This window comes from Parahaliea mediterranea (genome assembly GCF_017255185.1).
GTDB lineage: Bacteria > Pseudomonadota > Gammaproteobacteria > Pseudomonadales > Halieaceae > JAFKCZ01.
The window spans coordinates 262,307-275,900 of record NZ_JAFKCZ010000007.1 but is presented as its reverse complement, the minus strand read 5'-3'; the positions used below and the strand labels follow the sequence as shown (position 1 = coordinate 275,900).

The following is a 13,594-nucleotide window of genomic DNA, read 5'->3' as shown; positions in this document are numbered from 1 at the left end:
CCATGAGTGACATCGATTCAGCTCCCATCCCCCAGGGCGAACTCGCCCTGCAGACCATCGCCATGCCCAAGGATACCAATGCCAACGGCGATATTTTCGGCGGCTGGCTGCTGTCACAGATGGATATCGCGGGCTCGATCACCGCCACCGAGGTGGCCGGTGGTCGCGTGGCCACCGTGGCGATCAACGGCATGGCCTTCATGACCCCGGTGCACGTGGGCGCGGTGGTGAGCTGCTACTGCGACGTGCTGGACGTCGGCCGCAGCTCGATTCGCATCGTGGTCGAGGTGTGGATCAATTCCAAGCACGACGGCGAACCGCTGAAGGTGACCGAGGGCGAGTTCGTCTTCGTCGCCATCGACGAAAAGGGCCGCACCCGCTCCATCAACCCCTGATCATTCGGGGCTCGATGGCGGCAGCACCACGTCGCGGGCGTTGATATAGGCCTGCTCCGAGATGTGGTGGTAGGCCCGCACGTCGTCGTAGAAAGCCTGATAGGACGCATTGACCCTCGCCGCCATCGGGTCGTTCTCGACCAGCTCCCGCATCACCTCCTCGCTGGCCTGGTACAGGGCTTTCAGCACGTCGTCGGGCAGGCGTCGCAGCTGCACATCGTGCGCATTCACCAGCTCCCGCAGGGCGGTGTTGTTGCGCGCGGTGAACTCATCGAGCATGTCCTGGTTGGCGGCCCTGGCCGCCACCTTTACGATCGCCTGCAAATCCTCCGGCAGGGCCCGTAGTGAATCCCTGTTGACCACGAACTCCAGCATGGCGCCGGGCTCGTGCCAGCCGGGATAATAGTAGTACTTCGCCACCTCGTGCAGGCCCAGGGCGAGATCGTTGTAGGGCCCCACCCATTCGGCGGCATCGATCACCCCGGTCTGCAGGGAGGTATAGACCTCGCCCCCGGGGATACGCACCGAGGTGCCGCCCGCGCGGGTGAAAACGTCCCCCGCCATCCCCGGTATGCGCATTTTCAGGCCCTTCAGGTCCTCCACCGAGCGGATTTCGCGGTTGAACCAACCGGCCATCTGCACCCCGGTGCTGCCTCCCGACAGCGGTAGGATATTGAAGCCCGCATAGACTTCCTGCCACAACTCCAGGCCACCGCCGTAGTGGAACCAGGCGTTCATTTCCTGGGCGTTCATGCCAAAGGGGATCGCGGTGAAAAACACCGAGGAGGGAATCTTGCCCTTCCAGTAATAGGACGCGCCGTGGCCGGCGTCCGCCACCCCCTGGGATACCGCGTCGAACACCTCGAAGGCGGGCACGATCTCGCCAGCACCGTACACGCGCGCGGTCAGCCGGCCGCCGCTCATCTCGGTGATATGGCGGGCGAATTTCTCGGGTCCGGTCCCGAGCCCCGGCAGGTTCTTGGGCCAGGTGGTGACGATTTTCCAGTGATATTCCGCCTGCCGCGGGCCCGAGTCACTCGCGACAGCGCCACCACCATCGCGCGGCAGGCCCCCGCGCTCGGTAGCCCAAAGGCCGATCACTGCCACCAGGGCGGCGACCAGCAGGAGAATGATGGCGGGGGTGTAGCGGGTTGTGGTCGTGGCTGTGGTCATAGTGATATCGGCTGGGTAGGTGGTTGTTATCGTTTATGGTGTCAAGTGAATGACCCGAAAAGAGGGGCAGGTCTCGCTGTTGGGGGGTTGTCCCTGGCTGGTATTGGTCGAATGAATTCGACCCTACAGGGGTTGGCCCGGCCCGGTGTTGGTCGAATGAATTCGGCCCTACGGGGGTTGGCCTGGCCCGGTGTTGGTCGAATGAATTCGACCCTACGGGGGTTGGCCCGACTCCGTGTTGGTCGAATGAATTCGGCCCTACGGGGGTTGGCCTGGCCCGGTGTTGGTCGAATGAGTTCGGCCCTACGGGGGTTGGCCCGGCCCGGTGTTGGTCGAATGAGTTCGGCCCTACGGGGGTTGGCCCGACTCCGTGTTGGTCGAATGAATTCGGCCCTACGGGGGTTGGCCTGGCCCGGTGTTGGTCGAATGAATTCGGCCCTGCTCCGTCCCGTGTAGGGTCGAATTCATTCGACCTTACAGCAGCTGCAAATTCGCGTACTGCACCACCAGCCACTTGCTGCCCTCGGTGTCGAAGTTGACCTCCACCCGGGCGCTGGTGCCACGGCCCTCGAAGTTTAACACGATGCCCTCGCCAAAAATCTGGTGGTAGACCCGCTGGCCGAGGCTCAGGCCGGTGTCGGGCACCGCCGCCTGGGTCAGGCTGCTGACCGGTGCGCTGATCGTATTGTTTAGCCGCACTTCCCGCAGCAGGTCCGCGGGGATTTCGCGAATAAAGCGCGAGGGGCTGTTGTAGGATTCGCTGCCGTGAATGCGGCGGGTCTCGGCGTAGGTGATCACCAGGCGCTCCATCGCGCGGGTGATACCCACGTAACACAGCCGCCGCTCTTCCTCCAGGCGCCCGGGTTCCTCCAGCGACATGCGGTGGGGGAACAGGTTTTCCTCCATGCCCGCCAGGAACACCAGCGGAAACTCCAGGCCCTTGGCGGAGTGCAAGGTCATCAGCTGCACGCTGTCCTCGTGGGCGTCGGCCTGGGCGTCGCCGGCATCCAGGGCGGCGTTGTCGAGGAACTGCTGCAGCGGCGACAGCTCCTCCCCCTCCGGCGCGAACTGCTTGGCGGCGGTGACCAGCTCCTCCAGGTTCTCGACCCGCGCCTGGCCCTTCTCGCCCTTTTCCTTGCGGTGGAATTCCAGCAGCCCGGAAACCTGCTCCGCGTGCTCCACCAGTTCTTCCAGAGCCATCTCGTCGGTGCCAGCGTCGAGCTCGTCGATCAGCACCCGGAAACCCTCCAGCGCCCCCAGCGCCCGGGCCGGCAACAGCTTCTCGTCGATGGCCATGCCAATCGCCTGCCACAGGGACACCTCCCGCGCCCGCGCCACCTCGCGCACGGTGTCGAGGGTCTTGCCGCCAATCCCCCGCGGCGGGGTGTTGATCACCCGTTCCACCGCGGGGTCGTCGCTGCGATTGGCCAACAGCCGCAGGTAGGCCAGGGCATTGCGGATTTCCAGCCGCTCGTAGAAGCGCTGGCCGCCGTAGATGCGGTAGGGGATGCCGGCGCGTATCAGGGCTTCCTCCAGCACCCGGGACTGGGCGTTGGAGCGATAGAGCAGGGCGACGGAGCGGCGCTCGTTGCCGTCGTCGATCCAGGCCTGGGTCTGCTCCACGATAAAGCGCGCCTCGTCCTGCTCGTTGAAACCGGCGTAGAGGGTGATCGGTTCGCCGGCGTCGCCGGCGGTCCACAATTCCTTGCCCAGGCGCCCGAAGTTGTGCGCGATCACCCCGTTGGCCGCCTGCAGGATGGTCTGGGTGGAGCGGTAGTTCTGTTCCAGGCGCACGGTATGGCAACCGCTGAAATCCTCGCCGAAACGCTGGATGTTCTCGATCTTCGCGCCGCGCCAGCCGTAGATGGACTGATCGTCGTCGCCCACCGCCACCACCGGAATGCGCCCGCCCGCCAGTACCCGCAGCCAGGCGTACTGAATGGTGTTGGTGTCCTGGAATTCGTCCACCAGGATCTGGCGGAAACGCCCCTGGTAGTGGGCCAGCACCGCCGGGCTTTTCAGCCACAGTTCATGCGCCCGCAGCAGGAGCTCCGCGAAGTCCACCAACCCGGCCCGCTGGCAGGCGGCCTCGTAGGCCTGGTAGATCCGCAGCATGGTCTGCGCGTAAAGGTCGCCGTGGGGGACGTCGATGTGCGCCGCCCGCAGCCCCTCGTCCTTCTGCCCGTTGATGTACCACATCGCCTGTTTGGGCGGCCAGCGGGATTCGTCCAGGTCCAGCTCGCGGCACACCCGCTTGACCAGCCGCAGCTGGTCGTCGGCGTCGAGTATCTGGAAGTTTTGCGGCAACCCGGCCTCCTTCCAGTGAGCCTTGAGCAGGCGGTGGGCCAGGCCGTGGAATGTGCCCACCCACATGCCCTGGGCGGGAATCCGCAACATGTCCTCGATACGGCCGCGCATCTCCCGGGCGGCCTTGTTGGTAAAGGTCACCGCGAGGATCGAGTGGGGCGAATGGCCCTGGGCGCGAATCAGCCAGGCGATGCGGTGCACCAGCACGCGGGTCTTGCCGCTGCCGGCGCCGGCCAGCACCAGCAGGTTGTCGCTCTCGGCGGCGACGGCTTCCCGCTGGGCGGGGTTCAGGGGGGAGAGAATTTCTGATACATCCATCGGCGCATTCTACCGTGGTCTTTTACAATCAAATAGGGCGTCCTGCCCGAATGGCATTGACTTAACCATTGTAGGGCCGAATTTATTCGGCCATTGATGCCGTGAACACCGTTTTTTGGTCGAATAAATTCGACCCTACAGAGGGCAACATACCCAGTTTTTGGCTTAATGAAGTGCAGTTCGCGTCCTGCCCGGCGCCCTGTGCGTGGGGCGGGTCACCTGTATAATGGGCGCTCAGGTATCGCGAGGGGCTCGCCCTTGGGCAGTACAAACAGGCCAATTCTCAGGGAAATCGACGCCGCGCTCCCCCAACTGCGGCGCTCCGAGCGCAAGGTGGCGGAACTGGTGCTGGGCCAGCCCGACCGGGTCATACACATGCGCATCGTCGACCTGGCCGCCGCCGCCGAGGTGTCCGAGCCCACCGTGGTGCGCTTCTGCCGCGCGATCGGCTGCCAGGGCTTCCAGAACTTCAAGCTGGCCCTGGCCCAGGCCCTGGCCCAGAACACCAGCCAGGAACCCTTCGTGCTCAGCGAGCTGGACACCGCGCGGGACTACACCTACAAGGTCTTCGACGCCACCATGGAAACCCTGGCCCAGGTCCGCAACACCCTCGACCCGGACGCCATCGAAGTGGCCGTGGACGCCCTGTGCAACGCGCGCCGGGTGGAGTTCTACGGCTTCGGAGCCTCCAGCCCGGTGGCCATCGACGCCCAACACAAATTCTTCCGCCTGCAGATCGCCAGCGCCGCCTTGTCCGACCCCCACATCCAGGCCATGTCCGCCATGTCCCTGACACCCGACGACGTGGTGGTCGCCATTTCCCAGTCCGGGCGCAGCACCGCGTTGCTGGAGGCCATGGATCACGTGCGCGAGTCGGGGGCGGTGATCATCGGCCTGGCCCCGGCCGACACCCCGGTGCTGGCCCGCGCGACCATCGCCATCCCCATCGACGCGGAATCGCCCAACGAGGACAGTTACACACCCCTGCCCTCGCGCATCGCGCACCTGGCGGTGATCGACATCCTCGCCGTCGGCGTGTCCAAGATGAAGGGCGACGAGGTCAATCGCCACCTGCACAAACTGAATCGCGGACTGCAATCCCTGCGCAGTCCCGATTGACTTGCCGCGAACAGGCCCCGTGCGGCTGACCGCCGGGTACAGCTCTGTTAGTATCGCGCACATATCCGGGGTAGACAGGGGCGCAAGCCATGAGCAACGATCAACGCGACGACGGCAATCCCTTCGCACCCACGCGCCGTAGTGGCGACCAGGTCGCGGAGGACGACCGCGAACCCGCAGGGCGGCTCCCCGACGACAGGCTCGCCGCGGATGAAGACGACGAATACCGCTTCGATTACCGCGCCGAGGATTTCGACTACGACCCGGACGAAATCCTCGACGACGAGGAAGAACCCGAGCTGCCCGCCGGCTGGCCCGACGCGAACGAACCCGGCGGTGCCGGTACGCCGCCGCCTGCGGCAACCCGGCCCGACACCCGCCCCCAGTCGCCGCCCACCGCGGCGGTCCTCGACGATGACAATGTCGATGTCGATGTCGATGACGATGTCGATACCAGCGACGATGCCTGGAACGAGATCGACGACGACACGGAATCCATCGACAACGAACGCTACGGCAACCTCGACGAGGAGGACTGGGAGGAGGACTACGAGGAGGAAGAGAGCGCCTCGCCCCTGCAATCCTGGCCGCTGGGGATGATCGCCATCGCCGTGGTGGCGCTGATCCTGCTATCGGTCGGCGGTTTCGGCGTGATGCAGGAACGCTCGGCGATGCAGGAGCGCGTGCGCGACCTCGAGGCGCGACTGGCCGTCGCGGTCGACCCCGAGCAGCTCGCCACCGAGCGCGGCGCGCACCGCGAGCTGGTGCTGCGCAACGAAACCCTGGGCAATCGGGTGCAGTCCCTGCTGTTGGAAAACCGTCGCCTGAACGACACGGTCAGCGGCCTCGAGAAACAGCTCGCCGTCCAGCGGGCCGCCGCGGACAACGCGGGGAGCGGAAACCCGGCCAAGGCAAGCGCCGCCGATTCCACCAAGCCCAAACCGGCTCCGTCCGCCCCGGCCGTAACGGCCGCGACGAGCGGCAACTGGTTCGTCAACTTTGGTTCCTACAGCCAGCGACGGCTGGCCGAGAGCTGGGCCGGGCGACTCAAGCCGGCGGCTGGGGAAGTGAAGGTCATCGCGGCCCCGGGAGGGGATCTTTACCGGGTGCGCGTGGTCTCACTCCCTGACAGGTCCACCGCACGATCCGTCGCCTCGGACTTGCAAAAGACCTACAAGCTGCCGGAGCTCTGGGTGGGCGAGGACTGAACTTGGCAGGGCGCATGCGGCCTGTTACTGTTTCCATCCCATTCTTTCCAACAAGGACAACGCGATGAAAAAGCTTGGCTTTGCGATTGCAATCCTGGCGCTTGGCAGCTCGGCCGCCATGGCGGATTGTGCCAAACCCGACACCCCGAAACTGCCCGATGGCGCCTCGGCCACCATGGAAGACATGCTGGCCGGCCAGAAAGCCGTGAAGACATTCCAGTCCGCCAATATGGAATACATGAAGTGCCTGGAGCAAGTCTTCACCACCGCCGAGGCCAAGGTGAAAGAGGGGGCGGATTCCGCGGATGAAGCTGTCGCCGAAGCCCAGAAGACCTACACCGAAGCCGTGGAGGCCTACAACGCCGCGGTGTCCGCGGAGGAAACGGTGGCCGGCCAGTTCAACACCGAGATTCGCGAGTACAAGGCCGCCAACCCCGGCTGAAGTCCTGCCTTCCTTTTACGTCACCCCCGCCCGCGCGGGGATGACGGAACTGGCTAACAGCGGTGTTTGCGCATGCACACTGGCTACGCGCCAGCGGCCGCCGGTACACCCTTGGGGTTGGGCCCGTACTTGTTGTCGCCCGCCTCGCTGTCCAGGCAGTAGAACACGATCAGCACAATGGCGCCGATCAGCGGGACCAGGCAGATCAGCAACCACCAGCCGGTACGCCCGGTGTCGTGCAACCGGCGCACCGCCACCGCCAACGAGGGCAGCAGCACCGCCAGGCTGTACAGGCCCTGCAACGGCCCCATGCCGTACTCGGCACCACCCAGCCCCAGCATGCCGTCGATAAAACTCAACACCAGTGTAATTACCAGGTTGATCAACACGAACATCCAGAACTCGGTGCGATGCGCGCGGCCGGAAAAGCCCACGTAGTTCTTGATTACCTTGAGATACCACTCCATAGCAACGTCCCCTTGCCAGGTTTGTCAGTCACCCCCTCGCGCCACTCGCCACGGGGGAAAGAGGCGGTTCTCCCCGGCCCGGTCCAGCATGACCTTGTTACCGGAGGGATCCCGCAAGATCGCCTCCCGCCACAAGTAGGGCATGTCGGTCGGCAATGGCTCGAACACTAGCCCACGCGCCTGTAAGCGCGCAAGCCATTCGTCAGTTTTTGGTTCTTTAGCATCGATGACGGGGCGATGACAGAAGCCTCCCTCCCGGGGCGCCAGCGACAAATCCGGCTTCATTGACAAAGGGTATGCAGTGGAGGTGTCTTTACCCCCCGCGCGCCCGGCCAGCGGCCGGCCGGCGGCACACCTGGTCGCCGTAATAGTTGTCGCGGTAGTTACATTCCAGTTCCGCCGTGACCGCAATTTTCATTCCGGCTGTACTGTTCTTTGCGAGGCGCTGATTCATCCGACTGCTCCTGTGTTGTGGTCGTGGACGAACAGAGTATCGGCCTATCGGCTCGCGGCGTACATCAGGAGTTTTCGATCGCGACGTTCACCGGAGCCGATCCACAGGCCATCAGTTGTTCGCGGAACAGCTGCATCAACAGCTCGATATCGGCCACGCCGCCGTAATTGAGGCGGGTAATAAAAGCGATGCGCCGGTGCGGGCCGGGCTCCGCCAACGGCACCGCCGCCAGTTCCGAACTGCCCGCCAACAACTGGTCCAGGGCCATTTCCGGCACCAGGGTCGAGCCCATGTGCCCCGCCACCATCTGGATCAGGGTGTAGAGGCTGGCGCCCCCCAGCGAGCGGTCCAGCTCCGAGGGCTGCAGGCGACAGGCCGCCAGGGCGTGATCCTTCAGGCAGTGCCCGTCGCGCAGCAATAGCAGGCTCGCCTCCTCCAGCTTGTCGGCGCTCACCGAGGGCAGGCCGGCCAGCGGGTTGTCGCGGTGGGTGACCAGCTGCAGGTTCTCTGACCAGAACTCGAAACAGTGCAGGCCCTCGGTGGCGTAGGGCAGCGCCAGCACCGCGGTGTCGAGCTCGCCGCTGCGCACCCTGTCCACCAACACGCGGGACTGCTCCTCCTCGATAACCAGCTGGAAATCGGGATAGCGGTTGCGCACCGCCGGCAGCACCTTGGGCAGCAGGTAGGGCCCGATGGTGGGTATCACACCGACCCTCATGGGATAACTCAGGGGAGTCTGCTGCTGGTGGGCCAGGTGGACCAGGTCGTCCATCTCCAGCCGGATGTTGCGCGCCTTGGCCAGGATCTGCTGGCCGACCGGGGTGACCAGTACTTTCTTGTTGTCGCGCTCGAACAGCTGGGTGCCGAGCTGGCTCTCCAGTTCGGATATCGCGGTACTCAGGGCCGACTGGGACACGGAACACAGCTCCGCCGCCTTCTTGAAATGCCGCGTCTGATCCACCGCCAGGGCGTAGTTGAGTTGCTTGAAGGAAATCACGGCCACCTCCAATGTTCAATAGTTTAGAACATAACCATCTGTTTAATTCACTTTATTAGAACATTATTCGGCCGCATTATCACTCCCACGGTCGACGCGAGCAACGCGCACCATTATCACCCAACCCCAAGGAGCCCGACATGGCAAAGATCAACCAATCCATCCCCGAATTCAAAGTTGAGGCCTTCCACAACGGCGAGTTCAAGACGATTACCTCCGACGACGTGAAGGGCAAGTGGTCCATCTTCCTGTTCTACCCGGCGGACTTTACCTTCGTCTGCCCCACCGAGCTCGAGGACATGGCCAAGCACTACGAGGAGCTGCAGGCGATGAATGTGGAAGTGTACTCGGTATCCACCGACACCCACTTCGTGCACAAGGCCTGGCACGACGCCTCCGACGCCATCGGCAAGATCAACTATCCGATGCTCGGCGACCCCACCGGCCAGCTGGCGCGCGGCTTCGACGTGATGATCGAAGAGGAGGGCGTGGCCCTGCGCGGCACCTTCCTGGCGGACCCGGACGGCATTATCCAGGTGGCGGAAATCCACGCCCTGGGTATCGGCCGCTCCGCCAAGGACATGGTGCGCAAGGTCAAGGCCGCCCAGTACGTGCGCGAGCACGACGGCGAGGTGTGTCCCGCGGCCTGGGAGCAGGGTGAAGAGACCCTGAAGCCGAGCCTGGACCTGGTCGGCAAAATCTAGGCCCCACCCTCCCGCCATTCCCCCGCACGCCGCATGTAACGGGCGGTGCGGGGGCAACCCCCAAACCCAGGAAGCAGAATCATGTTAAGCAACGACATACTCAAGGCCCTCGCGGGCTACGCCGAAAAAATGGAGCGGCCGGTCACCCTGGTTCTGCAACGTGGTGACCACGACAAGCGCGCCGAACTGGTCGACTTCCTGACCGGCTTCGCATCCGTCTCCGACAACATCCACTTCGAGCAGCGCGACACCCGGGGCGCGCTGCGCAGCCCGCTCAGTTTCACCCTGGAAGTGGGCGGCGAAGCCACCGGCATCGTGTTCTCCGGCATTCCCGGGGGCCACGAATTCAATTCGCTGGTGCTCGCGGTGCTGCAGGCTTCGGGTACCGCGCTCAAGCTGGACGACAGCATCCAGGCCCTGTTGCGCCGGGTGAGTGATCCGCTGAATTTCGAGGTGTTCGTGTCCCTTGGCTGCCACAACTGCCCGGATGTGGTGCAGTCCCTGAACCAGTTCGCCCTGCTGAATGCGAACATCGGCAGCGAAATGCTCGACGGCGGTCTCTATCCGGAGCTGGTCGAGGCGCGCAATATCCAGGGCGTACCGGCGGTGTTTCTCAACGGCGAGCCCTTCGCCAACGGCAAGATCGACACCGCGCAATTGCTGGACAAACTGACCGCGCGCTACCCGGCGCTGACCCAGGCGACGGACGAGCCGCAATCGACACTGCCCCAGCAGGACGTCACCGTGATCGGCGGCGGCCCGGCCGGCATTGCAGCGGCTATTTACGCGGCGCGCAAGGGCCTGGCGGTGACGGTGATCGCCGACCGCGTCGGCGGCCAGGTGAAAGACACCATGGGCATCGAAAACCTGATCTCGGTGCCCAAGACCACCGGCCCGGAACTGAGCGGGGCCCTGCTGGCCCACCTCAATGAGTACCGGGTGACACTGAAGGAACACCTGCGGGTGGAGCGGATCGAACAGGGCGCCATCAAACGCATTCGGCTGTCCTCGGGCGAAGACATCGAAACCCGGACCGTCATCGTCGCCACCGGCGCCAAGTGGCGCGAACTGGGCGTCCCCGGCGAGAAGGAGAACGTGGGGAACGGCGTGGCCTACTGCCCCCACTGCGACGGCCCCTTCTTCAAGGGGAAAGACGTGGCGGTCATCGGCGGCGGCAACTCCGGTATCGAGGCGGCCCTGGACCTGGCGGGCATCGTCAATGCGGTCACCGTGTTCGAGTTCCTGCCCGAGCTCAAGGCCGACCGGGTGCTGGTGGAGCAGGCCGAGGCCCGCGACAACATCACCATCGTGAGGAACGCGGCCACCCGGCAGATCCTCGCCGACAACGGCAAGGTCACCGCCATCGAATACGAGGACCGGGCGAGCGGGGAAGTCCTGCGCCGCGAACTGGCCGGCGTGTTCGTGCAGATCGGCCTGCTGCCCAACAGCGCTTTCCTCGAGGGCGTGGTGGAACTCACCCCCCACGGCGAGGTGGTGGTGAACGAGCGCGGCGAGACCAGCGCCGAGGGCATCTACGCCTGCGGCGACGTGACCACCGTGCCCTACAAGCAGATCGTGGTGGCCATGGGCGAGGGCTCCAAGGCCGCGCTGTCGGCCTTCGACTACCTGCTCAAGCACGGCGGCCAGGAAGCGGCACCCGCCGAGGCAGCCTGAACCCAACGGCCGGCGCCGTCACGCGCCGGCCGCTACTCATTCCCGCGCTACCGCGTACACCGATAGCGGATTCCCACGCCCCCTGTCATTGGCTCCGGGGCAACGTGACGCTAGCCACCAGGCCGCCCCCGGGGTGGTTGTGCAGGGCCAGGGTGCCGCCGTGCCCCTGGACCACGTTCTGCGCGATGGCCAAGCCCAGGCCCACGCCGCCGGTATCCAGGCTGCGCGATCGCTCCACGCGGTAAAAGGGCCGCATCACCTCGGCGAGCAGCTCCTCGTCGATACCCGGTCCGCGGTCCCGCACCGACACCACCACTTGCGCGCCCTCCCCGGCGAGGGCGACCTCGGCCGATCCGCCGTACTTCACCGCATTGAGAATGAGGTTCTGGAATCCCCGCCGCAGGGCGGTGGGGCGACCGACGACAAGCGGCTGGAACGCCGGCTCGAGAAAGCGCACCTCATAGCCCTCTTCCGCCAGGTCGGCGCACAGGCTCTCCAGCAGGGTGGCCAGCTCCAGTCGCCGCGGCCGCTCGTCGGTATCGACCCCGCGCACGAAGTCCAGCACCCCTTGCACCATGCGCCGCATGTCCGCCGTGACCCGGGTCAAGCCATCCCGGTCGTCGCCGTCGTCCAGCATGTCCACGCGCAACTGCAGGCGGGTCAGGCTGGAGCGCAGGTCGTGGGAAACCGCGGCCATGATGTCCCGCTGGTTGTGGATCAGGCGCTGCAGGCGAGTGTGCATGTCATTGAGCGCAACGGCGGCGGCGCGCACCTCGTCGGGCCCCTCCACCGCCAGCGGCGGCGAATCGATATCGATGCCGATGTTCTCGGCCGCCCGCCCCAGGCGGCCCAGCGGCGCGACCACCTTGAGAATAAGGAAACCCGCCAGCGCCAGCGACAACAGCAACACAAATGCAAAGTGCAGCAGCACCGGATCGTCCAGGATCGAACTGTCGTCGGGCAACACGGCGTGAAATACCGCACGCTCGCCATCGGGGAAGTGGATGGTCGTCAGCACGTCAAAGCCCATCTGGCCAACACGACCCGGCGAGTCGTCGATGGCGCGGACATCGCGCACGCAGATCTCGACCTCCAGCCCGGACTGGTCGGCGAAAGCCCTGCCGAACCGCTGCAACATATGGCGCGCGTAGTCGTTCTCCCGGCACGCCGCGCCGCCCGGCGGCAGCGTGTCCGGAAACATGGCCAGGAACTGGGTCTCGGAGGCCGCGAGTATCCGCTCGCGATCGCGATGGGGAAAGGCGTTGGCCAGCTGCACAATACCGATGATGCGATCGGCCAGGTCGGTGGCCTCGGTCAGCACGATGGTGTGGTCGCGGTTGTACTCATAAACCATCAGCCCCACCACATGGCTCAGCAGAAATACGCTGCTGAGCACGATCATCGCCCGGGCCTTCAGGGTGGTCGGCGGCAGCCTCAACGAATCTCAACCAGGCAGGTTAAAATGTAGCCCGCGCCCCAGGCCGTCTTGATGATTTCGGGGTGCCGCGCGTCGTCGCGCAACTTGCGCCGCAGGCGACTGACATGGGTGTCGATGGAACGGTCGAAAGCCGCGCTGTTGCGGCTTTTGGTCAGGTGCAGGAGCCGATCGCGGGACAGCGATACTTGCGGATGCTGTACAAATGCCAGCAGCAATTCCGACTCGCTCGCCGACAGCGATACCAGGGTGTCCTCCGCATCGGTCAGTTCCATGCGGGCGGGGTCGAACCGCCAGTCGCCAAAGCAATAGATGCCCTGGCCCTGCCGCTGGGGCTGCACCGCGACGCGGCGCAGCACCGCCTTGATCCTGGCCAGCAATTCGCGCTTGCCGAACGGCTTGATCACGTAGTCGTCCGCGCCCAGCTCGAGACCGACCACGCGGTCCACCTCCTGGTCCTTGGCGGTCAGCATAATCACCGGCGGCATCGCGGGGTCGGCACGCAGTTCCCGGCACAGGTCGAAACCGTCGGTGCCCGGCAGCATCACATCCAGCAGGATAAGATCGACCTTGTGCCGCGCCAGCTCGGCAAACATCTCGATACCGTCGCGCGCCGTGAGGCTCACATAGCCCTCGTCCGACAATAATTGTGACAGCAAGTTGCGGATATCTTCGTGATCATCCACAACCAGGACGGACAGTTGTCGCTCAATCATGACTCAACCACCCCGCGCGCAAACCCGCGCGGTGGCTCGCGCCCCGTAAAAAACCGGATTGCGGCGCCCAGGCAAGGGGCGAACGCGCGCGTCGGGGGTACGACACAGCCTGAAAGGCGATGACACAGTTTTTTGCATTTCTGCCAATACTTTTCACAATTTAGGTGCCACAGTGGATTTCCCGA

The 13,594-nt window shown here is 64.9% G+C and carries 13 protein-coding genes; 6 read left to right on the top strand and 7 right to left on the bottom strand.

The annotated features are described in order from the left end of the window. The first annotated feature begins 2 nt into the window (after nt 1-2). On the top strand, nt 3-395 hold the full coding sequence (locus JYP50_RS11555; protein WP_206560672.1) for an acyl-CoA thioesterase: 393 nt from the start codon (nt 3-5) through the stop codon (nt 393-395). Here the strand turns inward: JYP50_RS11555 and JYP50_RS11550 are convergent, their stop codons facing one another. Further along, nucleotides 396-1,568: a TRAP transporter substrate-binding protein gene (locus JYP50_RS11550; protein WP_206560671.1), complete on the bottom strand. Its 1,173-nt coding sequence runs from the start codon at nt 1,566-1,568 to the stop codon at nt 396-398. Between the two features lie 474 nt (nt 1,569-2,042). Further along, nucleotides 2,043-4,193: a DNA helicase II gene (gene uvrD / locus JYP50_RS11545; RefSeq protein ID WP_206560670.1), complete on the bottom strand. Its 2,151-nt coding sequence runs from the start codon at nt 4,191-4,193 to the stop codon at nt 2,043-2,045. A gap of 258 nt (nt 4,194-4,451) precedes the next feature. Between uvrD and JYP50_RS11540 the strand changes: the two genes are divergently transcribed. The 3 genes from JYP50_RS11540 (at nt 4,452) to JYP50_RS11530 (ending at nt 6,962) form a co-directional block, all read left to right on the top strand. Beyond that, entirely contained in the window at nt 4,452-5,312 is an 861-nt protein-coding gene (locus tag JYP50_RS11540) for an SIS domain-containing protein (protein ID WP_241263055.1), read from the top strand. An 89-nt stretch (nt 5,313-5,401) separates the two neighbouring features. Further along, nucleotides 5,402-6,520, top strand: coding sequence for an SPOR domain-containing protein (locus JYP50_RS11535; protein ID WP_206560668.1), 1,119 nt, complete (start codon nt 5,402-5,404; stop codon nt 6,518-6,520). A 64-nt stretch (nt 6,521-6,584) separates the two neighbouring features. Further along, nucleotides 6,585-6,962 (top strand): hypothetical protein, encoded by a 378-nt coding sequence (locus JYP50_RS11530; RefSeq protein ID WP_206560667.1) that lies wholly within the window; start codon nt 6,585-6,587, stop codon nt 6,960-6,962. Nucleotides 6,963-7,045: 83 nt separating this feature from the next. Here JYP50_RS11530 and JYP50_RS11525 read toward each other — a convergent pair whose 3' ends face one another. The 3 genes from JYP50_RS11525 to JYP50_RS11520 all read right to left on the bottom strand — a co-directional run bounded on the left by JYP50_RS11525 (nt 7,046) and on the right by JYP50_RS11520 (nt 8,880). Beyond that, nucleotides 7,046-7,429, bottom strand: coding sequence for a DUF805 domain-containing protein (locus JYP50_RS11525; RefSeq protein WP_206560666.1), 384 nt, complete (start codon nt 7,427-7,429; stop codon nt 7,046-7,048). Nucleotides 7,430-7,453: 24 nt separating this feature from the next. Then, nucleotides 7,454-7,714, bottom strand: a complete 261-nt coding sequence (locus JYP50_RS22155; protein WP_347136772.1) for a VOC family protein — start codon at nt 7,712-7,714, stop codon at nt 7,454-7,456. Nucleotides 7,715-7,947: 233 nt separating this feature from the next. Beyond that, nucleotides 7,948-8,880, bottom strand: coding sequence for a LysR substrate-binding domain-containing protein (locus JYP50_RS11520; RefSeq protein WP_206560665.1), 933 nt, complete (start codon nt 8,878-8,880; stop codon nt 7,948-7,950). Between the two features lie 140 nt (nt 8,881-9,020). Here JYP50_RS11520 and ahpC point away from each other — a divergent pair, with 140 nt between their 5' ends. Further along, nucleotides 9,021-9,584, top strand: a complete 564-nt coding sequence (gene ahpC, locus JYP50_RS11515) for an alkyl hydroperoxide reductase subunit C (protein ID WP_206560664.1) — start codon at nt 9,021-9,023, stop codon at nt 9,582-9,584. An 81-nt stretch (nt 9,585-9,665) separates the two neighbouring features. Further along, entirely contained in the window at nt 9,666-11,258 is a 1,593-nt protein-coding gene (gene ahpF, locus JYP50_RS11510) for an alkyl hydroperoxide reductase subunit F (RefSeq protein WP_206560663.1), read from the top strand. 85 nt (nt 11,259-11,343) lie between these two features. Here the strand turns inward: ahpF and JYP50_RS11505 are convergent, their stop codons facing one another. Together JYP50_RS11505 and JYP50_RS11500 are read right to left on the bottom strand one after the other, a co-directional pair. Beyond that, nucleotides 11,344-12,696, bottom strand: coding sequence for a sensor histidine kinase (locus JYP50_RS11505; protein ID WP_206560662.1), 1,353 nt, complete (start codon nt 12,694-12,696; stop codon nt 11,344-11,346). Continuing rightward, the gene (locus JYP50_RS11500; protein ID WP_206560661.1) at nt 12,693-13,409 is read right to left on the bottom strand and encodes a response regulator; all 717 of its coding nucleotides are present in this window, start codon (nt 13,407-13,409) and stop codon (nt 12,693-12,695) included. Before JYP50_RS11500 ends, JYP50_RS11505 begins: the two co-directional genes overlap by 4 nt. Nucleotides 13,410-13,594 lie beyond the last annotated feature (185 nt).

What these genes read in the sequence shown, in the direction of transcription:
- JYP50_RS11555 (WP_206560672.1), top strand. Translation starts at nt 3, where the DNA reads ATGAGTGACATCGATTCAGCTCCCATCCCCCAGGGCGAACTCGCCCTG.
- JYP50_RS11550 (WP_206560671.1), bottom strand. Translation starts at nt 1,568, where the DNA reads ATGACCACAGCCACGACCACAACCCGCTACACCCCCGCCATCATTCTC.
- uvrD (WP_206560670.1), bottom strand. Translation starts at nt 4,193, where the DNA reads ATGGATGTATCAGAAATTCTCTCCCCCCTGAACCCCGCCCAGCGGGAA.
- JYP50_RS11535 (WP_206560668.1), top strand. Translation starts at nt 5,402, where the DNA reads ATGAGCAACGATCAACGCGACGACGGCAATCCCTTCGCACCCACGCGC.
- JYP50_RS11530 (WP_206560667.1), top strand. Translation starts at nt 6,585, where the DNA reads ATGAAAAAGCTTGGCTTTGCGATTGCAATCCTGGCGCTTGGCAGCTCG.
- JYP50_RS11525 (WP_206560666.1), bottom strand. Translation starts at nt 7,429, where the DNA reads ATGGAGTGGTATCTCAAGGTAATCAAGAACTACGTGGGCTTTTCCGGC.
- JYP50_RS22155 (WP_347136772.1), bottom strand. Translation starts at nt 7,714, where the DNA reads ATGAAGCCGGATTTGTCGCTGGCGCCCCGGGAGGGAGGCTTCTGTCAT.
- ahpC (WP_206560664.1), top strand. Translation starts at nt 9,021, where the DNA reads ATGGCAAAGATCAACCAATCCATCCCCGAATTCAAAGTTGAGGCCTTC.
- ahpF (WP_206560663.1), top strand. Translation starts at nt 9,666, where the DNA reads ATGTTAAGCAACGACATACTCAAGGCCCTCGCGGGCTACGCCGAAAAA.
- JYP50_RS11500 (WP_206560661.1), bottom strand. Translation starts at nt 13,409, where the DNA reads ATGATTGAGCGACAACTGTCCGTCCTGGTTGTGGATGATCACGAAGAT.